Consider the following 21589-nt stretch of genomic DNA (forward strand, 5'->3'; position numbering starts at 1 on the left):
CTATCATATTAACTTGTGATACATTAACATCCGTAGGCTTTAGCCAGCGGATATCCTTGCTCCCACACAAGATGAGCGGGGGCCAAAAGACCAGAAGGAGGTGCAAGACGACATGAACAAATATGAATTAGCAGTTGTTGTCAGTGCAAAAATCGAAGATGACGAGAGAGCACAGGTTATCGAAAAAGTTAAAGCATTAGTTGAACGTTTCGGTGGCAAGATCTCTGACGTCGATGAATGGGGTAAGAAGAGATTGGCTTACGAAATTCAGAAGATGAAAGAAGCATATTACTATTTCATCCACTTCGAATCTGAAGCTGATGTTCCAGGCGAGATCGAACAGAGAATCCGCATTATGGACAACGTGCTCAGATATTTATGCGTTAGACAGGAAGCATAAGCAGGAAGTAGAGGTAATTATATGAATAAAGTAATTTTGATGGGACGCTTGACAAGAGATCCTGAAGTAAGATATTCGCAGGGAGATAATCCAATGGCAATTGCCAGATATACGCTGGCTGTTGACCGCAGATTCAGACGGGGCAACGACGGAGACCAGACAGCAGACTTTATCGGATGCGTGGCATTCGGAAAAAGCGGGGAATTTGCAGAGAAGTATTTTCGCCAGGGCCTGAAGGTTATCGTAACCGGACGTATCCAGACGGGAAGTTATACGAACAAAGACGGACAGAAGGTATATACCACCGATGTCGTAGTCGAAGACCAGGAATTTGCAGAAAGCAAGGCTGTAAGCGATGCTAACGCAGGCGGATTCCGTGCAGCGGCTCCCACACCGGCACCAGCACCAGCATCTGACGCAGGTGACGGCTTCATGAATATTCCAGATGGAATTGATGAAGAATTACCGTTTAATTAGGTTCTGCTAAGTAAAGCAAGGCAGAATCTCATCAGATTATGAAAGGAGAATTGTGCAATGGCTTACGATAAAGGAAATCGTCCGGAAGGCGGCTTCAAGAGAAGAGGCGGCGGACGCAGAAGAAAAAAAGTTTGCGTATTCTGTGGCAAAGAGAATAACGAGATTGACTACAAGGATGTAGCAAAGTTAAGAAAATACATCTCTGAAAGAGGTAAGATTCTTCCTAGAAGAATTACCGGAAACTGCGCTAAGCACCAGAGAGCGCTTACTGTAGCAATCAAAAGAGCACGCCACGTTGCTCTGATGCCATACGTACAGGACTAATGATAGACTGTTACTATGAGAGAGTGTTGAGGATGTCCCGACGAGGGACATCCTTTTTGCGTTGTATGGCGTTTGGGTGTATGATAATAGGAAAGATAAAAGCAGGCAAGATAAAAGCAGCTGTCCGCGAGCCTTGGAAGAAAGCATACTGCCACCGGTGAAGAACTTGACAGGCAAAGGATAGCCGCTGGATGGCGAAATGGCTGAAAGGTGGTGGATGCTTCTGAAGGCGAGACTATTTATGGGAGTAAAAGTGTTTGCAGTGCTTTTGACAGCCTTGTGCGCGGGCGTTTCGCTGGCGGGCTGTGGCCGCGTGGATTCTGCGCAGCCTGACTCTGCGCATTCTGACTTAGTACGCTCTGATTCGGATTACGCTGAATTGGAAGATGAGAAGATGCAGGGAAAGGATTTAAAGAAGATTTTGGATGAAGCGGCCCGGCAGTACCTGGAGGAAAATCAGAAGAGTTATGAAAGCCGGGAACAGGTTGAGTTTCTATCCGCTGGGAAGAAAGGCGGGGAGGACGGCAGTGACTCGGCGGCCATTATCGTATCGAGAGTTAGCATTGATAAAGGCGCAGGAGTCGTTCGCTATGAGCAGCAAGAAGAGGGCGAGGAGCAAAAGGATCTGGTTTTCTACACGGAGGATGGATATTATTATTTTCAGGCTATGGAGGAAAGTACCGTTTGGTATAGAATGCCATCAAAGGATGTGGGGATAAACTATGAGGAGATAGCCTGCCTGCCGGATGCGCTGTATAAAGATGATGCCAATGTGAAGTATAAGAAGATAAACTACCGGAAGGATTTGGAAGAAGGCGACAAGGAAGAAGATAACGAGAATCAGAAAATCGAGGTAGAAGGCTCCTATTTATACCAGGATAAAAACGTAAATTTTACGGACATCTGGTGGATTAAAAAGGCGGAAGGCAACCTTGTAAAATGCGAGTCGTGGCGTACATTTGATTCGGGCCAGGAGTCGCATGCAGTAATCTCTATACGGATGGGGGAGGATTGTGAAAAGATCCAGGATTTCCCGGAAAGTTATCTGGAGACTACAAAAGAAGATTTAGAGAATGGAGAGTTTGGACTATGAAACTGACAATATTAGGGACTGGAAATGCTGCAGTATCGGAGTGCTATAATACCTGTTTCGTTCTATCTGATAAGGAGGAACATTTTCTTGTGGATGCGGGGGGCGGTAACAGGATTCTGAAATTGCTGAAGGACGCTGGAATTGAATTGGAAGATATTCATGATATTTTCGTCACCCACGAGCATATTGACCATGTGCTGGGAGTGATCTGGCTGATCCGCATGATCGGACAGCGCATGAACCAGGGCAGATATGAAGGGGACCTGAGGATATACTGTCATGAGGAATTGGCGGAAAAGATACAGACGATCGCCAGTCTGACTATCCAGAAAAAAGTGTGCAAGCATATGGGAGAGAGAATCCAGTTCGATATAGTGGAATCCGGCGAGCAGCGGCAAATCATGGGATGTCCCGTAACCTTTTTCGATATTGCGTCCACAAAAGCAAAACAATTTGGATTTACTATGAAACTTAAAAATGGCGAAAAATTCACCTGCGTGGGAGATGAGCCTTATAACGAAGTGAATTACGAATATGTGAAAGGCAGCAGTTGGCTTTTGCACGAGGCCTTCTGCCTGTATTCAGAGGCAGATAAGTTCAAGCCATATGAAAAACATCATAGCACCGTAAAAGAAGCCTGCCAGTTGGCAGAAGAACTGGGAGTTCCGAATCTTTTACTCTATCACACGGAAGAGACCCATTTGAAAGAGAGAAAAGAACTCTACACAGCAGAAGGGCGGGAGTATTACCATGGAAACCTGTACGTCCCGGATGATATGGAAGAGTTTATAATATGCACGTAACAGTTTTCACATTTACACGTAACAAAATGCAAAAGTGTTACGTGTCCTTCCTACACAACTGGTGTGTAAAATCGCAAGAACTCCTGTGTAAGAATGAAAAAAGTGGTGTGTTAAAAAGAAAATAGTTAACGAAAAGGCGATATATCAAGAAGCGAATGTTAGGATTCCAGATATATCGCCTTTTTAGTTGTCCTTTAATTTTTACTAATACCTAGTAACGTTTTGCAACGGATAATTTTCAATCTGACATGGGGATTAAGTCAGTTTTACGCACCAGTTGTGTAGGGTTTACACGTAACACTTTTGCATTTTGTTACGTGTAAATGTGAAAACTGTTACGTGTTACTTTTCCCCTTTTCCCTTTTCCACCGTATCTCGCAGGGCTCCAGGGTTACTGTCTCGCAGTTGCCATCGCCGTCGTAGAATTTTGTGGTCTGTGTCTCGTTGGAGTTATTCAGAATCGCGTATTTGCCGCTTTCTGGATACGCGTTGACCTCGCAGTTCAGGTTATCTGCGTACCATACGTGGAAGGCGTCTTCTTTGTGCGCCGCATAGTACATGGCTCTCATGAGAAGGCGTGTGTTCGCGTAACTGTATGGAAGTCCGGAGATGTATACGCCGCGGCCTTTTCCGTAAGCGTTGGCCGCCATGTGGACTTCGTTGTTGGAGTATTCGATGATTTCCGTGTCTGCGGACAGGGCGTAGATATCGTGCTTTACTTCTCCGAATTCGCAGCAAGCGGTGCGGTCTTCGGTGATGAAGTGGCTGTCTAGCGCCTTGGTGAAATACTTGTCTGTGGAGAGGGTATAGCCCAGTTCCTTGTCAACGCCCAGGATATCGGCCAGCTGGAAGAAGCGCCCGCCGTGGTGTACGGCAGTTGGCTCCCCTACGCCAATAAAGCCGCCGCCTTCGTATACCCATTTGCGGATGGCGGTAACCAGTGTTTCATCCAGCCACTCCTCCCCGCCGGAGAAGGCAGTGCCCGCATCGCCGGCGTTGATGATGACGTCCACATCGGCAGGCACGCCGTTTTCGCGGATATCGTCGAAACTCAGGAATACGACGTCAACGGCAGCGCCGCTTAAGGATTCCAGAATTCCAAAGTAAGAGTAGGTCTGCTTGTACCACAGCGCATGAGCCACCATGTAGGCCTGCCAGGAGCGCAGTTTCCCCCAGGAGTTGAGGATGGCTACTTTCAGTCCGCAGTAAGGCTTTTTGCCCTTTACGTTGTCGTAGATCAGGCGGAATTCATCCGTTACTTTCTCAATATAATCCACGAATTTCGGGAATTTATAAGCCAGGCTTAAATAGCCGCCGTATCCGATTCTGTCTACCGGGTTGCGCATCAGGGCACGCCTTGCGCTGAGCCAGTTGTCGATGGCTTCGATGCAGGGGTCGTTGCCCTCGTAGAAGGTATCCGGGAAGAAATATGGAAGGAAGCGTCCTTCTGTATATTTTACTCCTGGAATATCGGAGATGAGACGCAAGGTGGCGCCGCCGCCTACGCTTCCGACTACGGCGTCAAGCCCGATGCTTTCAAAATACGGCCCATAAGGCTCGGTTCCGATCCAGTTGTCTCCCAGGAACATCATAGCCTCTCTCCCCGCCTCGTGGGTGAGGTCAACCAGTTCTTTTGCCTTTCTGGCAACGAATCTCTGGATGAAATCCATATACTGGCGGTAGGCTTTGGTGGGCACACGGAAGGTGGAGTTGTAATAGCCATTATCCACGATATCCTCCGGCCTCAGCGCATAGCCATACTCCTGCTCGAACTCTTCCAGCGCCTTGATGGATACGGTAGCGCCATAGCCAAACCAGTCTACGAACTTTTCCTTCCGGTCGGCGCCGAATACCAGCGTAAAGTGATAGAAGAAGGTGGTGAACCGCACGACATCGGTATCCGGGTTGTCAATCAGCCACTGCTTCAAGTAGTCTTTGGCAAATGCCCCGGAATTTGCCTGGCGTACATCAAAGGGGATGTCATGAGGCTTGTCTCCCCAGTCATTGGTGATATGGTTATACATCTGTGTGGGATCCCAGATGGCATATACGAAGAAGGACACCGTGTATTCATGGAACGGCACAGCCTTCCCGATCGTGACAAGATCCTTCTCCTGGTCAACGGACCAGTCGGATGCCGGTACGACATCTCCTGTGGTACGGTCGATTACCTCCCACCATTTCTTCGGGTCGTGTACATAGTCGGCGATCACCTGCTCGCGGTAATACCCGTCCAGGAAATCAATGGTAACAGAATTGGATGTCGCAAGATTGTGCTTGGACATCAGAAGCATCTGCTGGCACTCATCCATGTGTTCTTTCGCAAACTCATTGTGCCCCCTGGCTACAAAATAGGTTGTATATATCTTTGCATCCAAAGACTTAATTTCATCATCAAGCTTCGTGCCGTCGCTGTCCCTGAGGGCATCGGCACCCCAACGGTCAAGCATTTCCTTTGTCTCTTCCAGAAAATTTGACTCGCTTGGCAAGGTTACTCTTCCTTTTGTCTTTGACATAATTCTCCTCCTTTTATAAATATCTATCTCTGAGTATATGCAATACTGCCCAGGATTTCAATAGCACGATTGTTGACTTTTTTTGTACTTTTGTGAGTTCACATTTGCACAATCTTGTTTTTGCCAGCGTTTTTTGGTATATTATAATTAGCGGACAGCGGGCAAATGGCAGAAGTTAACAAAAATAAAATAAGGAAAAGGAGTTGGCAAGGGTATTGTCTATGAAGGTCGAGGTAATTAATAGCGCCAAGGAGTTGGAGGAGTTATCACCGTTTCATGTGGAGTGTCTTCTGTGGGGGACGAAGGAAATACCGGCTACATACGGATACATGGGATTTGTTCCGGGAGATGGCTTCTATATCAAGATGGTATGCGAGGAGAAGGACCCTCTGCGTGCTTATGAAAACGATTTGGATCCGGTATACAGGGACAGCGCGATGGAAGCGTTTTTCATGTTTGAGTCAGAGAAAGAGAGGAGCGGCCTTGCAACTTATTTGAATTTTGAAGCGAATGCCAATGGGGCGCTGCTGGCTGCATATGGAAAAGACCGGACCTACCGGACTTGCTTTACCAAAGAGGAATTAAAAGGCTTTGCGTGCGAGGCTCAGATACTGGAAGACCGGTGGACGATCCGTTTCCGGATCGGAATAGATATTCTGGAGAAGATATACGGACCACTTCATCTGCAGGCGGGAAGCACCTTTACCTGCAACTTTTATAAGATATCCGAGGCAAAGGAGATCGAGCATTATGCTTCCTATTCGCCGATCAAGACGACGATCCCAAGCTTCCATCTGCCAGAATTCTTTGCCATGGCGGAGATTGTCAAGAGGCAGGGCCGTAAACGAAAGAACAAGTAAATCAATATAAATATGTATGTCAAGGAGGATGTATTATGAGAATCATCAAAGCAGCAGATTATCAGGATATGAGCAGAAAGGCAGCGAATCTTATCTCTGCCCAGGTTATTATGAAGCCGGATTGCGTATTAGGGCTGGCAACAGGCTCTACGCCTATCGGAGCATACCAGCAGCTGGTGGAATGGTGCAAGAACGGGGATCTGGACTTCTCAGCCGTGAAATCTGTGAATCTGGACGAATATAAGGGACTTCCAAGAACCAATGATCAGAGTTACTATTATTTTATGCACGAAAATCTGTTTGACAAGGTAAATATCGATCCGGCTAATACGCATCTTCCGGATGGCACAGAGCCAGACAGCGATAAGGAATGCGCAAGATATGAAGCGCTGATCCAGTCTCTTGGCGGGGTAGACCTCCAGCTTCTGGGACTTGGCCACAACGGTCATATCGGATTCAATGAGCCGGCAGATGAATTTGACAAAGTTACCCACTGCGTAGATCTGCAGGAGAGCACCATCGAGGCGAACAAAAGATTCTTCGCTTCCGCGGACGATGTGCCGAGGCAGGCATACACCATGGGAATCGGCACGATCATGCAGGCAAAGAAGATCCTGGTGGTAGTGAGCGGAGAAGATAAGGCTGACATTGTGGCAAAAGCCTTCTTTGGACCGGTTACCCCACAGGTTCCTGCATCCATCCTTCAGATGCATCAGGATGTTACGCTGGTGGCGGACGCTGCGGCTTTGTCCAAAGTGCCTCAGGAATAAGGAGCGCCGGACCCGGAAGAAGGGAACTGGAATAAAAGGCAGGATATTGAGATATAAGAGCGAAAAGAATGGCAGAGGAAAGTCAGAAGCTTCCCTCTGCCATTGCTTTAATGGAAGAAGCGTATTCGGATGGCGTCATTCCGGTCACCTTCTTGAATTGCCTGGAAAAGTAGTGGATGGACGTGTAGCCTAAGTGCTCGGATATCTGGGTAAAATTCATCCGATTGGTCCGGATCATCTCTTTTGCGGCATTGATCTTAAGAAGAGAAAAATATTCGATAATGCCCAGGTTGCAGTGCTCCTTGAATATCTTCTGGAGCTGGGAGCGTCCGATCAGGTTGTCCCGGCAGATCTGCTCAATGGTCACGTGGGAACTCAGGTTGCTCTCCAGGTAATCCACCACCCGGTTGAAAATCTCCGTGTCACTCTTGCTCTTGGTTGCCTTGGGCGGCTCGATCTTAGGAAGCCGCTTTCTCACCACGATTGGATTGGAGTATCTTCGGATGAGGTGGATGAGGAAATGCTCCAGGTATAAGCGGATCAACTGCTCGGCACCAAACATATCCGGGTCTTTCTGAGGCATATTCTGGAGATAAGGGTCGTCCAGACGGCAGTCAAAGCATCGCCTTGCTTCTATTATAATGTCTGCCAGGAGATTTCGTTCCGTCTCATCAATCCTTAGAATCCGCTTCTTGAAGAAACGCATCGCCTCGTCCTCGCATTTGAATGATATGACCACAAGATTGGGCGCGGTCTCTCCGGTAGCCTTTACATTGTGGAATTCATTTGGCTGGTGGAATGCCACGTCCCCTTTCTTAAGCACGGTAAATGTCTTGCCCGCGGTTACCCCGACCTCTCCTTTGTCTACGCAGATGAATTCCCAGAAATTGTGGGATTCTCCTTCGAAGGTGAAGTCGCTCATATATTCAAAGTAGTGTATGCTGTATATCTTGCTTACGGATATTGAGTTCCTGAGATTGATTCCATTATATCCCATATCTAAACCTCTCTTTTGTGAAATGTGTAAAAAGTCTGAGAAATTATTTTGGTCATTCTTACTAATATAATACCTTATTTTTTGTATAAAATCAAAACAAAAATGCAGATAGTGCAAATTAAGAATATTTTCAGATAAAGATTTTTGTGCACCTTTATAATACAATGGATACAAGCAACAAGATAATCTTTATAGGAGGTAAAGTATTATGAAAAAGAAAATTGTAAGTGTGCTGTTGTGTGTAGCGATGGTTGCAACAATGGCAGTTGGCTGCGGCGGAAAGAAAACCGACGGAGACAGCGGAAGCAGCAAGGGCGGAGACAAGCTTGTTTACTGGGCAATGTGGAGCGAGGATGAGCCACAGGCAAAGGTAATCAAAGATGCCATCGCTAAGTACACAGAGGACACAGGCGTGAAGGTTGATGTTCAGTTCAAGGGCCGTAACGGACAGCGTGAAGGACTTCAGCCAGCACTGGACGCAAAGCAGAACATTGACTTATTTGACGAAGATGTTAACCGTGTAAACGGAACATGGGGCAAATATCTGATGGATCTGGAAGACATGGCAAAAGACTATGAGGCAGAGCACGGCAACGAGACACTGTTTAAGATTGCACGTAATGCATATGGACAGACTCATGACGGAGATGACACATTACATACGATTCCTTATCAGCCATCTATCTTTGGATTCTTCTACAACAAGACATTATTTGATAAAGCAGGCGTAGAAGGAGTTCCTACAACATGGGAAGAGATGGATGCAGCGTGCGCGAAGTTAAAAGAAGCAGGAATCACACCGATCACAGCTGATGATGCTTATATGACATCCTTCATCGGAATGCACCTTGCAAGATATATCGGACAGGACGGCGTAAAGTCTCTTGTTACAGGCGAGGCATCAAACGATGTAACGGTTACATGGGATGACCCGAAGGTTCTTGCAGCAGCAGAAAGTTTTGCTGATTTTGCAGATAAAGGCTACTTCTCTAAGAACATCGCAACAAATAAATACCCTGCAGGACAGAACCAGGAATTCGCTCCTGGCGAAGCTGCAATCGTAATCTGTGGATCTTGGCTTCCGAACGAAGCAAAAGAATCTGTAGCAGACGATCTTGAGTGGGGCTACTTCAACTATCCATCAGTTCCAGACGGAACAGATGACAGCACAGCCAACAACATTGCAAACCAGGTATTTGCAATTAACAAAGATTCTAAGATGGCTGACGAAGCATTCGAGCTGATTACTTATATCACTACTGGCGAATTTGACAAGAAGATGACAGAAGAAGCTCTTTGCATCCCGACAGACAAGGCAAATTCTGATGCTTGGCCGACAGAACTGGCTGGCGTGAAAGAAGGCTTTGATGCAACTACAACATACTATGACTGGGCAGCAGGCGTTGAAAGCAACAACGACCTTACACCAGTACTTCAGCAGAATACGCTTGACCTTGCAGCAGGCAAGATTGATGCGGCAGGATTTATTAAAGCAATGACAAAGGCTGCTGGACAATAAGAACTAGAAAAGTTATACTTGTCAGGTAAGACAAGTGCACAATATGGTGGCAGGGCGGTACACTACGCTGCCACCATATTTTATAGAGAGGAAAAGGAGGGCATAGCAAATGAAGAAGAATAAGAAAATGATAATTGGCTTTATTGCGCCTGCGGTTATCATCTTCCTCATTGTATTCTTGTATCCCATTATCAGGACAATCATGATGAGTATGTATAAGATTGAGTCTGTAACGGATACCATGGAATATTGGACATTCGTCGGAGTACAGAACTATCAAAAGTTATTTACGACAGCGATTTTCAAGACAGCAATGTTTAATATTTTCAAGATCTGGGCCATCGGCGGAGCAATTGTATTAGCAGTATCCCTGCTGTTTGCAGTAATCCTTACCAGTGGAATCCGGGGAAAGAAAATATTTCGTGCAATTATATATCTGCCGAATATCGTCAGCGCGGTTGCACTTGCAACCATGTGGCTGCAGTATGTATACAGTTCCAAGTTCGGCTTGCTAAAGTCATTTTTGGATGCCATCGGCCTTCATAAGCTGGCTGATACTCCATGGCTTGACACGGGCCATAAGTTCTGGGCATTGCTGTTTGCCTACTGCTTTGGCATGATCGGATATCATATGCTGATCTGGATGAGCGGAATTGAAAGAATCAGCCCGGAACTCTACGAAGCAGCAACCATTGACGGCGCAAACAAGCCGCAGCAGTTCCGTTTTATGACACTTCCTCTCTTAAAAGGCGTGTTTAAGACCAACATTACCATGTGGTCAGTCAGTGCGGCGGCATTCTTCGTATGGTCTCAGCTGTTCTCCACCGTTACGGCGGATAAGGCCACGATCGTGCCGGTACAGTACATGTACATGCACACGTTCGGAGCCGGTAATGCGGTGACAGAGAGAAATGCCGGATACGGCGCGGCGATTGGTATTATTCTGTGCTTATGCGTCGTAATTATATTTACGATCTGTAACAAACTCATCAAAGATGACGATCTTGAATTTTAGAAAGGAGGAGCGGTTATGGCTAAGGAAAAAGAAAAAAAGGTTAGAGAAAAGATTAATTGGAAAAAAGAATTTAAACTGGCTCCCGGATATATCGTCATCATCTTATGGGTAATATTTACATTCATGCTTCTGGGATGGATACTTGCGGCCAGCCTGTCAACTACGGCGGATATCTTTGCAGGCAAGGCGCTGAAGTTCCCTACGGGACTGCATTTTGAGAATTACGCGCAGGCATGGGGCTCCGGAGGTGTCGCTACGTTCTTCATGAACTCATTGCTGTATGCGCTGGTATCCTGCGTGCTGCTGATCCTGATCTGCGCACCCGCGGCATACGTGCTGTCGAGATTTACCTTCCTTGGAAACAAGGTGATTCAGACCAGTTTCGTGTCTGCGATGGGAATTCCGATCACAATGATCGTACTTCCGCTGTTCAGTATTGTGGCCAACATGGGAATTCTGAATAACATATTTGCCAGCAAGGTTACGCTGATCTTCTTATATATAGGAATCAACATTCCATATACTACGATCTTCCTGCTGACATTCTTCTCAAACCTGTCGCGTACATATGAGGAGGCGGCAGCCATAGACGGATGTCCTCCGACGAAGACCTTTTGGAAGATCATGTTCCCAATGGCGCAGTCAGGCCTTGTAACGGTTACGATCTTTAACTTCATCAATATATGGAACGAATATTTCCTGTCATTAATATTTGCAAACAACGACGCTCTGCGTCCGGTTGCCGTAGGACTCTACGGAATGCTCCAGTCTATGCAGTACACAGGAAACTGGGCAGGCATGTTCGCGGCAGTTATCATCGTATTCCTGCCGACCTTTATCCTGTACATCTTCCTGTCAGAGAAGATTATCGGAGGCGTTACCGGAGGTATCAAGGGCTAGTCGTTTGAACATTACATACATATTTATAAGCTTGGAGGTAGAACAATGAATAAGCCAGTATTGGTTATCATGGCGGCAGGAATGGGAAGCCGCTATGGTGGATTAAAGCAGATTGACCCAGTAGACTCAGATGGACACATTATCATGGACTTTTCCATGTATGATGCGAAGCAGGCAGGATTTGAAAAAGTAATCTTTATCATCAAGAAAGAAAATGAAGCAGACTTTAAAGAGGCTGTGGGGGACCGTATGGCAAAATATATGGACGTATCCTACGCGTACCAGGAACTTGCCAGCATTCCGCAAGGCTATGAAGTTCCGGAAGGCAGAGTGAAGCCATGGGGAACGGCGCACGCAGTCTTAAGCTGCATCTCTTTGATTGACGGGCCGTTTGCGGTCATCAATGCAGATGATTATTACGGGCAGGAAGCATTTAAATTAATCTATGATTATCTGGCATCCCACCAGGATGACGACAAGTACCGTTACACCATGGTGGGCTACCATCTTGGCAATACAGTGACAGACAATGGGCATGTTGCCCGCGGAGTCTGCGATATGAATGAAAAGGGCGAACTGATCGCGATCAACGAAAGAACCAGGATCGAGAAGCGCGATGGCGGCATTGCCTTTACGGAAGATGACGGAGAGACGTGGAACTTTGTTCCGGCGGATACGACGGTATCTATGAATATGTGGGGATTTACCAAGAGTATACTCAAAGAGATAGAAGAAGGCTTCCCGGCATTCCTTGACAAGGGACTTAAAGAGAATCCAATGAAGTGCGAGTACTTCCTGCCAACGGTTGTCAGCAATCTTCTGGGAGAGGACCGGGCAACCGTTGCAGTCCTCAAGTCTGCGGATAAATGGTATGGAGTGACTTATAAAGAGGATAAGCCGGTGGTAGTGGAAGCCATCCAGAAGATGAAAGATGAGGGACGCTATCCCCAGCATCTTTGGGAGGAAGCATAATGGAACACGTGACACAGAAGCAAAGAGACGAAGTGATCGCGCACTTTAAGTATGAGGGAATACTAATTGATGAGCGTCCTTACGGAAGCGGCCATATCAATGATACATTTCTGCTGACTTTTGAGATTGCGGAGATGGGCCAGCTGAAGGTGATCTTACAGAGAATGAATAAGGAGGTATTCTCCAATCCGGTAGAACTGATGGAGAATATCATGGGAGTCACCTCTTACCTTAGGGAGCGGATCATTGAAAATGGCGGCGACCCGGAGAGAGAGACCCTCAATGTCATTCCTACGGTGGATGATAAGCCTTACTACCTGGATTCCTATGGCGACTATTGGCGTTCTTACAAGTTTATTACGGATGCCACCAGTTATGACCAGGTGGAGAATCCGGAGCATTTCTATCAGAGTGCCGTTGCATTTGGCAATTTCCAGAGACTGCTGGCAGACTATCCTGCCGATACGCTTCATGAGACGATCGTAGGATTCCATGACACGAAAGCGCGATTTGCCACATTCAAGAAGGTGGTAGCGGAGGATGTCATGGGAAGGGCAGCGTCTGTACAGAAGGAGATCCAGTTCGTGCTGGATCGGGAGGACATCGCGGATTATTTCTCTGACCTTCAGGCCAGTGGAGAGATCCCGCTTAGGGTTACCCACAATGACACAAAGCTTAACAATATTATGATTGATAATAAGACGGGGAAAGGAATCTGCGTGATCGACCTTGATACGGTCATGCCGGGGCTTGCCATGAACGATTTTGGGGATTCGATCAGGTTTGGCGCCAGCACGGCCGCGGAAGACGAGCAGGATCTGGATAAGGTATCCTGCAGTATGGATCTGTTTGACCTGTATGCAAAGGGCTTTATCGAAGGCTGCGCCGGAAAACTGACGAAGAAAGAGATAGACCTGATGCCCATGGGAGCCAAGACGATGACGTTCGAGTGCGGAATGAGATTCCTGACCGACTATCTCCAGGGGGACGTTTACTTCAAGATTCACAGGGAGGGACACAATCTTGACAGGTGCAGGACGCAGTTCAAGCTTGTTGAAGACATGGAGAAAAAGTGGTATACTATGCAGGACATCGTTAAGAAGTATAGTAACAGCTAGGAGGTAGAAGAATGGCGAAAATATTGATTACAGGCGGAGCAGGCTATATAGGAAGCCATACTGCGCTGGAACTGCTGGAAGAGGGCTACGAAGTTGTCATCTATGATAATCTTTCCAATTCTTCCAGGGAATCAGTCAAGAGAGTAGAAGAACTGACAGGCAAGTCCCTGAAGTTCTATGAAGGCGATGTATTGGACGCAGACGCGCTGGAAGCAATGTTTCAGGCAGAGGGTATCGATGCTGTCATCCATTGTGCGGCGCTGAAAGCAGTTGGGGAATCTGTACAGAAGCCATTGGAATACTACCATAACAATATAACCGGAACATTGACCTTGATGGGCGTGATGGACAAAGTGGGCGTGAAGAACATCGTATTCAGTTCTTCTGCCACGGTATACGGAAGCCCTGAGATTATTCCGATCACAGAAGAGTGTCCGAAGGGACAGTGCACCAATCCATACGGATGGACTAAGTCCATGATGGAGCAGATCATGACGGACCTTCAGAAGGCTCATCCAGAATGGAACGTCATCCTGCTGCGGTACTTCAACCCGGTAGGCGCGCATAAGAGCGGGCGCATCGGAGAGGATCCAAAGGGAATCCCGAATAATCTGATGCCTTATATCTCCCAGGTTGCGGTTGGCAAGCTGGAGAGGCTGGGCGTATTCGGCGATGACTATGACACGCCGGATGGAACGGGCGTGCGTGACTATATCCATGTAGTGGATCTGGCGCGCGGCCATGTAAAAGCCATCAACTATATCTTTACCAATCCGGGGCTTGATATCATCAATCTGGGAACCGGCGTTGGTTATTCCGTCCTTGATATGGTAAAGGCATTCGCCAAAGCCTGCGGCAAGGAGATCCCTTATGAGATCAAGCCGAGAAGAGAAGGAGATATCGCCATGTGCTATGCAGACCCTGCAAAGGCGGCGAGAGTCCTGGGCTGGAAGGCAGAGCGGGGCTTAGAAGAGATGTGCGAGGATACCTGGAGATGGCAGTCCCAGAATCCAAACGGCTACAAAGATTAAGAGAAATGATGCAGCAGACAGGAATGTCTTCGGAATGGAAGAGATTCCTGTCTTTTATTTTGCGCGAAGAAGTGGTATAATATTTGCGTACATTGTGTTTTGTGAAATGGGAACTTTATTAATTTTGAGGATGAAGTTATGTCAGAAAAGCAAAAAGAGAATGGAAAAGTGCATTTGAAAGGACAATTAAGGCTGTACATGCAGTGGCCCGCGGTCATGGCGCTTCTGCTTGTGGCTATGAATATCTGGATCTACCGGATCGATCGTCGCGCTGGATCCCTGATGTTCGTATTTGTCCTGATTTATATTATGATGGTGGGCATTCTGTATCTGTATAGCAAGTCCATTATTATGAAAGATTTGGTAGAGTTCGCCGCCCAGTATGGGATCGTGCAGAATACGCTGCTCAAGGAGCTGGCCGTACCCTATGCCATTCTGCTGGATGACGGGAAAGCCATCTGGATGAATAACCAGTTTCAGGAGATACTGGGAGGAAAGCCCAAGGGAGAATCTTACATCAGCAAGTATATACCGGAATTGAATAAAAGCATCTTTCCAAAAGAAGTGAATGATACGGTAGAGATGGATGTCTATTACGAGGACCGGGAGTATAAGGCGGAACTTCGCAGGGTATCCGTGGAGGGATTCAGCGATATGGAACAGCTGCTGGAGATGCCGATGGAGAAGGAATACTTTATCGCCGTATACTTAAGGGATGTGACGGAACTGAACCGTTATATCAAGCAGGCGGAAGAGCAGCGGCTGATTGCGGGACTGATCTATATCGATAACTATGATGAGGTCATGAGCAGCGTGGAAGAGGTGCGCCAATCTCTTCTGGTGGCTTTGGTGGACCGGAAGATCAACCAGTATATCGCCAAGGTGGACGGCATCGTTAAGAAGATGGAGAATGATAAGTACTTCATCGTCTTTAAGAAGCAGTATTTTAAGCAGCTGGAGGAGGATAAGTTCTCTCTGCTTGAGGACGTAAAATCCGTCAATATCGGAAATGGAATTCCGGCAACGCTGAGTATTGGCCTTGGCCTAAGCTGCGACGCCTATGCCCAGAGTTATAACTATGCCCGTGTGGCGATCGATCTGGCGCTGGCAAGAGGCGGAGATCAGGCAGTCATTAAGGATGGAAAGGGCATTACCTATTATGGAGGAAAGCGCGAGCAGACTTCCAAGAATACCCGCGTGAAAGCCCGTGTAAAGGCAGAAGCCCTGCGGGAGTTCATCACGGTCAAGGATAAGATCTTCGTGATGGGCCATAAGCTTACGGATGTGGACGCGCTGGGAGCTGCCATCGGAATCTACCGGGCGGCGGCGTCTCTGGAGAAGAAGGCTTACATCGTCATCAACGAGGTGTCCGCGTCCCTGCGCCCTCTGTATGAAAGTTTCGTGCGGGATCCGTCCTATCCGGACGATCTGTTCCTCAACTCGTCCCAGGCCATTGATCTGGCCGACGAGAATTCTATGGTGGTGGTGGTAGACACGAACCGCCCTCAGATGACGGAGTGCGAGGAACTTTTGAAAAAGTCCAAGACGATCGTGGTACTGGATCATCACAGGCAGAGCAGCGACAACATCGATAATGCGCTGCTGTCTTACATCGAGCCGTACGCGTCCTCAGCCTGCGAGATGGTATCAGAGGTACTGCAGTATATCGTGGATGATATTAAGATTCCAAAGATTGAGGCCAGCAGTCTTTATGCCGGCATCATGATCGATACCAATAATTTCGTGAACCGTACAGGCGTGCGGACATTCGAGGCGGCAGCGTTCCTGCGCCGCTGCGGAGCGGATATCACGCTGGTTCGAAAGATGTTCAGGGATGATATGGAGTCTTACCGTGCCAAGGCCGAGATTATCAGCAGCGCGGAAGTTTATCTTGAGAAGTTTGCTATCGCAAGAGGCGAGAATCTTCATATAGAAAGCCCTACGATCATAGGGGCCCAGGCGGCCAATGAATTGCTGGATATTAATGAAGTCAAGGCAAGTTTTGTGCTGACGGAGTACAATGGGAAGATTTATATCAGTGCCCGCTCTATCGACGAGGTGAATGTCCAGATTATTATGGAGCGGCTCGGAGGCGGAGGCCATATGAACGCGTCTGGCGCGCAGTTCAATCATACGGATATGGAGGAAGCCGTGGCATCTTTGAAACAAGTAATCAATGATATGACAGAAGGAGGAGACATCTAGGATGAAAGTAATATTGACAGAAGACGTAAAATCCCTTGGAAAGAAGGGTGAAATCGTAGAGGTAAGCGACGGTTACGCAAGAAACTTTATTTTAAAGAAGAAAAAGGGCCTGGAAGCCAATTCCAAGAATCTGAATGACCTGAAGCTTAAGAAGGCTAACGAAGACAGGATTGCCCAGGAGCAGTATGAAGCGGCAAAGGAATTGGGAAAAGAGATCGAGGCAGGAAAGATTGAAGTATCCATCAAGACGGGAGAAGGAGGCAAGGCATTTGGCTCTGTATCTTCCAAGGAAATCGCCGCGGAGGTTAAGTCACAGATGGATCTTGATATCGACAAGAAAAAAATACAGCTGAAAGAGCCAATCAAGACGCTGGGAACCCATACGGTATCCATAAGGCTGCACCCGAAAGTTACGGCAGACCTTAAGGTGGTCGTGACGGAAGAGGCTTAGGAGGAGACTTAGCATGGAAGAGGCGCTCATTAAAAGAGTAATGCCACACAGCGTAGAGGCGGAGCAGTCCGTCGTAGGCGCGATGCTGATGGATAAGGATGCGATTACTACGGCGTCTGAGATTATCTCCGGCAACGACTTTTATCAGAGTGCCTATGGAATTATCTTTGATTCCATGGTGGAACTATTCAATGAAAGCAAGCCGGTGGACTTGATCACGCTGCAGGAGAGGCTGAAGGAGAAGGACGTCCCGGCAGAAGTCGCCAGCCTGGAATTCGTCAAGGATCTGGTGACTGCCGTGCCTACGTCGGCGAATGTAAAGTACTATGCGCAGATCGTGGCGGACAAGTCCATGATGCGCAAGTTGATCAAGTTAAATGAAGAGATCGCGAATACCTGCTATGCGGGAAAGGAATCCCTGGAGGCAGTGCTTGAGAAGACAGAAAAAGCAGTGTTCGATCTGCTGCAGAAGCGTAACACAGGCGAATATGTTCCCATCAAGCAAGTCGTGCTCAATGCCCTGGACAGGATCGAGAAGGCATCCAAGAATAAGGGAACGGTTACCGGAATCCCTACCGGGTTCATCGACCTGGACTACAAGCTCTCGGGGCTGCAGCCCTCAGATCTGGTTCTGGTGGCAGCCAGGCCGTCTATGGGAAAGACCGCGTTTGTCCTTAACATCGCCCAGTATATGGCGTTTAAGAAGGATAAAGGCGTTGCGATCTTCAGTCTTGAGATGTCGAAGGAGCAGCTGGTGAATCGTCTGTTCTCCCTGGAATCCCAGGTAGATGCCCAGGCCTTAAGGACCGGCAATATGAAGGATTCAGACTGGGAGAAACTGATAGAAGGTGCAGGAATCATCGGCAAATCCAACCTGATCATCGATGACACGCCGGGCATCTCGGTGTCCGAACTGCGGTCCAAGTGCAGGAAGTATAAGCTGGAGCACGGGCTGGATATTGTCATCATCGACTACCTGCAGTTGATGACGGGTAGCGTGGGCAAGAATTCCGAGTCCAGGCAGCAGGAGATCTCAGAGATCTCCCGTTCTCTAAAAGGACTGGCGAGAGAGTTGAATGTACCGGTGGTAGCGCTGTCCCAGCTTAGCCGTGCGGTGGAGTCCAGGCCGGATAAGCGGCCCATGCTGTCAGACTTGAGAGAGTCGGGGGCCATCGAGCAGGACGCCGACGTAGTTATGTTTATATACAGGGACGAGTATTATAATAAAGATTCAGAATTTAAGAAGCAGGCGGAGATTATCATTGCAAAACAAAGAAACGGCCCTGTAGGGACCGTTAATCTGGCTTGGCTTGGCGAATACACGAAGTTTGCCAACCTAAGCAGGCAAGAATAATTTCTTCAGTTTTTCCACTGGGCCGGTTCCCGCTGCAGACTTCCGAAAGGATTGCTGCTGACGGATGAGCTGGTCCAGTTTTCTGAATTCCTCCTCCTCCTGACGTTCTTTGGCGTCCAGAAGGAAGGACATTTCTTTGCTGATCATGGACAGCAGGACTTCATTGTTGTTCTCGAGCATCCGCTTGATATGTAATTGCTCCCTTGTCCTGCGGATATCCGGAATCAGCGCCTTTAATTCGGAGAAAGGCACTCCTTGCTCGTACAGTTCCTTGATGCAGCTGTAAAGCTTGGCATCATCTTTTGTCTCCCTCTTTAATTGTTCTAATGCATTGCTACCCATAGTCTATACCCCCTTATCACAACTTGTCCTTCTGGGTTTCTATATCATAGCATGGACGCAGGAGAAGAATCCGTCATAACCCGTCGAGGATAACGGATATCTTTAAATTCTTAAGGACAAAAACCGCTAAGATAAGGACGATTTTTTGGCAAAAAAAAGAATTGCATGTCCACAATTGTGACATGCAATGTCTCTTTTAAAATGTTATTCGCATATCTGACTAGCCCTGAGAGATTGCTCCTGTAGGACACTGAGCAGCGCAAGCGCCACAGTCAACACAAGCGTCAGCATCGATCTCGAAATGATCTGCTCCCTGAGAGATTGCTCCAACTGGACATTCTGCCTCGCAAGCTCCACAGCTTACGCACTCATCACTAATTACGTGTGCCATAATATGTACCCTCCTTTTGATTATATAGATAGACATAAACCAAATTTAGTCTATCCATATCATAATACAAACGGTCAAAATATACAAGGGGTGACGCGCCATTTTTAATATTAGTACATTCTGCCCGGTCCCCGCCTGCAGGCCAAAAAAAATTCCGGTAAAAATTAAGAAAAATTTCAACAATTATTCACCGTTTTGGTGTATAGTGTAATTTGTTGAATGTGAATATTAGAATATGGGAGAGAATGCATAATGAAAAAGAGAAGTAGTATCATAGCCATTTTATTGTGTGCAGCGATGCTTACATGTGCATGCGCGGCTCGCAGTGACGATAAAATAGAGGAGCCTGTACAGGCAGAGAAGCAGAAAGTAAAAGTGAAGGAATACCAGGGGAAGCTGGATATCATAGAGCCGGGCGCATATAATAACGTGAACGGCCTGAATCTGGAGCCCGGCTCCTATATCTCCGTGATCGGCAAGGCTGACGGCGGACAGTTCTGGGACGAAGTGAAAAAGGGCGTGGACCAGGCGGCGAAGGATATCAATGAATATCTGGGGTACGAGGGCAAAGACAAGGTGAAAGTGACCTATAGCGGCCCGGCAGCGGCAGATAATGTGGATGAGCAGGTCAATATCCTGGATGAGGAACTGGCGAGATATCCGGTGGCTCTTGGCATATCCATGGCAGATGCCAAGGCGTGCGAGGTACAGTTTGACCTTGCGGCGGAGAGCGATATCCCGATCGTGGCTTTTGATTCCGGGAGCGACTACCAGGGACTTATGGCCACAGTCGCCACCGACAATACGGCGGCATCCAAGGAAGCGGCATCCAGGCTTGCGGAGATTATGAAGGAAACCGGAAAAGTCATCATCTTTGCCCACGATTCAAAATCCAAGGCCGCGATTGACCGGGAGAATGCATTTAAGGAAGAGATGCAGCAGAACCATCCAGGCATTGCCATTGGCGACGTCTACCATCTGGACCAGCTGGCAGACCTGCAGAAAAAGGTGGCAGAAGAGATCAACGCAGGAACCTACAAGAAGGGCGGCGAGGCTACAGGCGTGAAGTTGGAAGAGCAGGATGAAGTCACGCCGGACAGCATTACGGAAGACGACGTGGTTGATTACGTGCTGGCTAAGAATCCGGATGCGAAGGGCTGCTTTGCTACCAACAGCGATGCGATGAAAGTGGCGCTTAATGGCTTGAACCGCATGGAAGAGGAAGATATCGCGCTCGTGGGATTTGACGCGGATAAAGAAGAACTAAAGGCTCTCTCAGATGGGGAGATTGACGGCCTGATCGTCCAGAATCCATTTGGCATGGGCTATGCGACCGTCATAGCAGCCGCAAGGGCAGCCCTGAAAATGGGGAACGAAGCGGTCGTGGACACAGGTTATACCTGGGTGACAAAGAAGAACCTGAAAGACGAGAATGTAGCGAAGATGCTGTATTAGGTTGATTATGGCGATATAAAGAGTAAGCAAGTTGGAAGCGGACGGCACGGGGAGGCGTTCCGGGCAGCGGGGCGGACGACTTGCTTTGCCGGGAAAGTATAAGTGAAAAAGGCCTGGTTTTAAGGAGACCGGACATATTCGGCGTGAAATCCTGAAAGGATTTCGCACCTCAGATGTCCTTTCGGATTTTGTTTGAGACAAAATCCTTACACCTTAAAACCAGGCCTTATTCACTAACACTTTCCATACGACTCGCGCGACGCCCGCCCCGCTGCCTGGAACGCCTCCCCGCGCCTGACATCTTTTTATGCCGTGGATTTTATATCAGCGGGAGAAATCCAGAAGAAGTGCGGCCCGGGAGGAGATGGATATGTTGGGAGAACAATAATCTGCTTCATAAAGGTGTACATAAACGCGATCACTCCACCCAGGGATTGCCAGTAGATTGCCGGGAGCGCATAGCGTGTGGGGGCGGGAGGCGCAGGTTAAGTGGAGGCGACCGGAGGATCCATCCGCAAAATGTTAGAGCCTGGGACAGGAGGCCATATGCCGACTGTCCCAGACTCTTACAGTTTGCGAGATTAGCCGCAGGCGCC

Annotated in this window: 21 protein-coding genes; 17 read left to right on the forward strand and 4 right to left on the reverse strand. The window is 47.8% G+C overall.

From position 1 onward, the window contains the following. The first annotated feature begins 112 nt into the window (after positions 1 to 112). From rpsF to K0036_RS01215, 5 genes are all read left to right on the forward strand, one after another. Positions 113 to 400, forward strand: a complete 288-nt coding sequence (gene rpsF / locus K0036_RS01190) for a 30S ribosomal protein S6 (RefSeq protein WP_025645979.1) — start codon at positions 113 to 115, stop codon at positions 398 to 400. A gap of 21 nt (positions 401 to 421) precedes the next feature. Continuing rightward, complete coding sequence (locus K0036_RS01195; RefSeq protein ID WP_025645978.1) at positions 422 to 877, forward strand: single-stranded DNA-binding protein; 456 nt, start codon at positions 422 to 424, stop codon at positions 875 to 877. 57 nt (positions 878 to 934) lie between these two features. After that, positions 935 to 1201 carry a 30S ribosomal protein S18 gene (gene rpsR, locus K0036_RS01200; RefSeq protein WP_004607925.1) on the forward strand — a complete coding sequence of 89 codons (267 nt, stop codon included), beginning with the start codon at positions 935 to 937 and terminating at the stop codon, positions 1199 to 1201. A 199-nt stretch (positions 1202 to 1400) separates the two neighbouring features. Beyond that, positions 1401 to 2294 carry a hypothetical protein gene (locus tag K0036_RS18915; RefSeq protein ID WP_259283361.1) on the forward strand — a complete coding sequence of 298 codons (894 nt, stop codon included), beginning with the start codon at positions 1401 to 1403 and terminating at the stop codon, positions 2292 to 2294. Further along, positions 2291 to 3097, forward strand: coding sequence for an MBL fold metallo-hydrolase (locus K0036_RS01215; protein WP_220430520.1), 807 nt, complete (start codon positions 2291 to 2293; stop codon positions 3095 to 3097). Before K0036_RS18915 ends, K0036_RS01215 begins: the two co-directional genes overlap by 4 nt. A 335-nt stretch (positions 3098 to 3432) precedes the next feature. On the opposite strand, the gene gnpA is transcribed toward K0036_RS01215, so the two are convergent. After that, entirely contained in the window at positions 3433 to 5613 is a 2181-nt protein-coding gene (gnpA, locus tag K0036_RS01220) for a 1,3-beta-galactosyl-N-acetylhexosamine phosphorylase (protein ID WP_220430521.1), read from the reverse strand. A gap of 203 nt (positions 5614 to 5816) precedes the next feature. Between gnpA and K0036_RS01225 the strand changes: the two genes are divergently transcribed. Together K0036_RS01225 and nagB are read left to right on the forward strand one after the other, a co-directional pair. Further along, the gene (locus tag K0036_RS01225; protein WP_256184108.1) at positions 5817 to 6473 is read left to right on the forward strand and encodes a carbohydrate-binding family 9-like protein; all 657 of its coding nucleotides are present in this window, start codon (positions 5817 to 5819) and stop codon (positions 6471 to 6473) included. 35 nt (positions 6474 to 6508) lie between these two features. Further along, entirely contained in the window at positions 6509 to 7243 is a 735-nt protein-coding gene (gene nagB / locus K0036_RS01230) for a glucosamine-6-phosphate deaminase (RefSeq protein WP_025645968.1), read from the forward strand. Between the two features lie 82 nt (positions 7244 to 7325). On the opposite strand, the gene K0036_RS01235 is transcribed toward nagB, so the two are convergent. Continuing rightward, on the reverse strand, positions 7326 to 8240 hold the full coding sequence (locus K0036_RS01235) for an AraC family transcriptional regulator (protein WP_025645966.1): 915 nt from the start codon (positions 8238 to 8240) through the stop codon (positions 7326 to 7328). A 208-nt stretch (positions 8241 to 8448) separates the two neighbouring features. Between K0036_RS01235 and K0036_RS01240 the strand changes: the two genes are divergently transcribed. The 9 genes from K0036_RS01240 to dnaB all read left to right on the forward strand — a co-directional run bounded on the left by K0036_RS01240 (position 8449) and on the right by dnaB (position 18805). Further along, positions 8449 to 9759 (forward strand): ABC transporter substrate-binding protein, encoded by a 1311-nt coding sequence (locus K0036_RS01240; protein ID WP_025645964.1) that lies wholly within the window; start codon positions 8449 to 8451, stop codon positions 9757 to 9759. Between the two features lie 109 nt (positions 9760 to 9868). Further along, on the forward strand, positions 9869 to 10774 hold the full coding sequence (locus tag K0036_RS01245; RefSeq protein ID WP_025645962.1) for a carbohydrate ABC transporter permease: 906 nt from the start codon (positions 9869 to 9871) through the stop codon (positions 10772 to 10774). A 15-nt stretch (positions 10775 to 10789) separates the two neighbouring features. Next, entirely contained in the window at positions 10790 to 11674 is an 885-nt protein-coding gene (locus tag K0036_RS01250) for a carbohydrate ABC transporter permease (protein WP_025645960.1), read from the forward strand. Positions 11675 to 11719: 45 nt separating this feature from the next. Then, positions 11720 to 12646, forward strand: coding sequence for a nucleotidyltransferase family protein (locus K0036_RS01255; protein ID WP_025645957.1), 927 nt, complete (start codon positions 11720 to 11722; stop codon positions 12644 to 12646). Then, on the forward strand, positions 12646 to 13764 hold the full coding sequence (locus K0036_RS01260) for a phosphotransferase enzyme family protein (RefSeq protein ID WP_025645955.1): 1119 nt from the start codon (positions 12646 to 12648) through the stop codon (positions 13762 to 13764). The genes K0036_RS01255 and K0036_RS01260 overlap by 1 nt, the downstream gene beginning before the upstream one ends. An 11-nt stretch (positions 13765 to 13775) precedes the next feature. Next, positions 13776 to 14795, forward strand: a complete 1020-nt coding sequence (gene galE / locus K0036_RS01265; RefSeq protein WP_220430522.1) for a UDP-glucose 4-epimerase GalE — start codon at positions 13776 to 13778, stop codon at positions 14793 to 14795. 138 nt (positions 14796 to 14933) lie between these two features. Then, complete coding sequence (locus tag K0036_RS01270) at positions 14934 to 17000, forward strand: DHH family phosphoesterase (RefSeq protein WP_220430523.1); 2067 nt, start codon at positions 14934 to 14936, stop codon at positions 16998 to 17000. 1 nt (position 17001) lies between these two features. Beyond that, positions 17002 to 17451, forward strand: a complete 450-nt coding sequence (gene rplI / locus K0036_RS01275) for a 50S ribosomal protein L9 (RefSeq protein ID WP_025645951.1) — start codon at positions 17002 to 17004, stop codon at positions 17449 to 17451. Between the two features lie 13 nt (positions 17452 to 17464). Further along, a complete protein-coding gene (dnaB, locus tag K0036_RS01280) occupies positions 17465 to 18805 on the forward strand; it encodes a replicative DNA helicase (RefSeq protein ID WP_004607909.1) in 1341 nt (446 codons plus the stop codon). On the opposite strand, the gene K0036_RS01285 is transcribed toward dnaB, so the two are convergent. Beyond that, positions 18788 to 19147, reverse strand: coding sequence for a hypothetical protein (locus K0036_RS01285; protein WP_004607908.1), 360 nt, complete (start codon positions 19145 to 19147; stop codon positions 18788 to 18790). The two genes, dnaB and K0036_RS01285, sit on opposite strands and share 18 nt — an antisense overlap. Positions 19148 to 19367: 220 nt before the next feature. Continuing rightward, positions 19368 to 19538 carry a DUF362 domain-containing protein gene (locus tag K0036_RS01290; RefSeq protein WP_009247925.1) on the reverse strand — a complete coding sequence of 57 codons (171 nt, stop codon included), beginning with the start codon at positions 19536 to 19538 and terminating at the stop codon, positions 19368 to 19370. A 252-nt stretch (positions 19539 to 19790) separates the two neighbouring features. Between K0036_RS01290 and K0036_RS01295 the strand changes: the two genes are divergently transcribed. Further along, positions 19791 to 20993 (forward strand): substrate-binding domain-containing protein, encoded by a 1203-nt coding sequence (locus K0036_RS01295; protein WP_220430524.1) that lies wholly within the window; start codon positions 19791 to 19793, stop codon positions 20991 to 20993. The last annotated feature ends 596 nt before the right edge of the window (positions 20994 to 21589 follow it).

It is taken from the genome of [Clostridium] scindens (assembly GCF_019597925.1).
Lineage (GTDB): Bacteria > Bacillota > Clostridia > Lachnospirales > Lachnospiraceae > Clostridium_AP.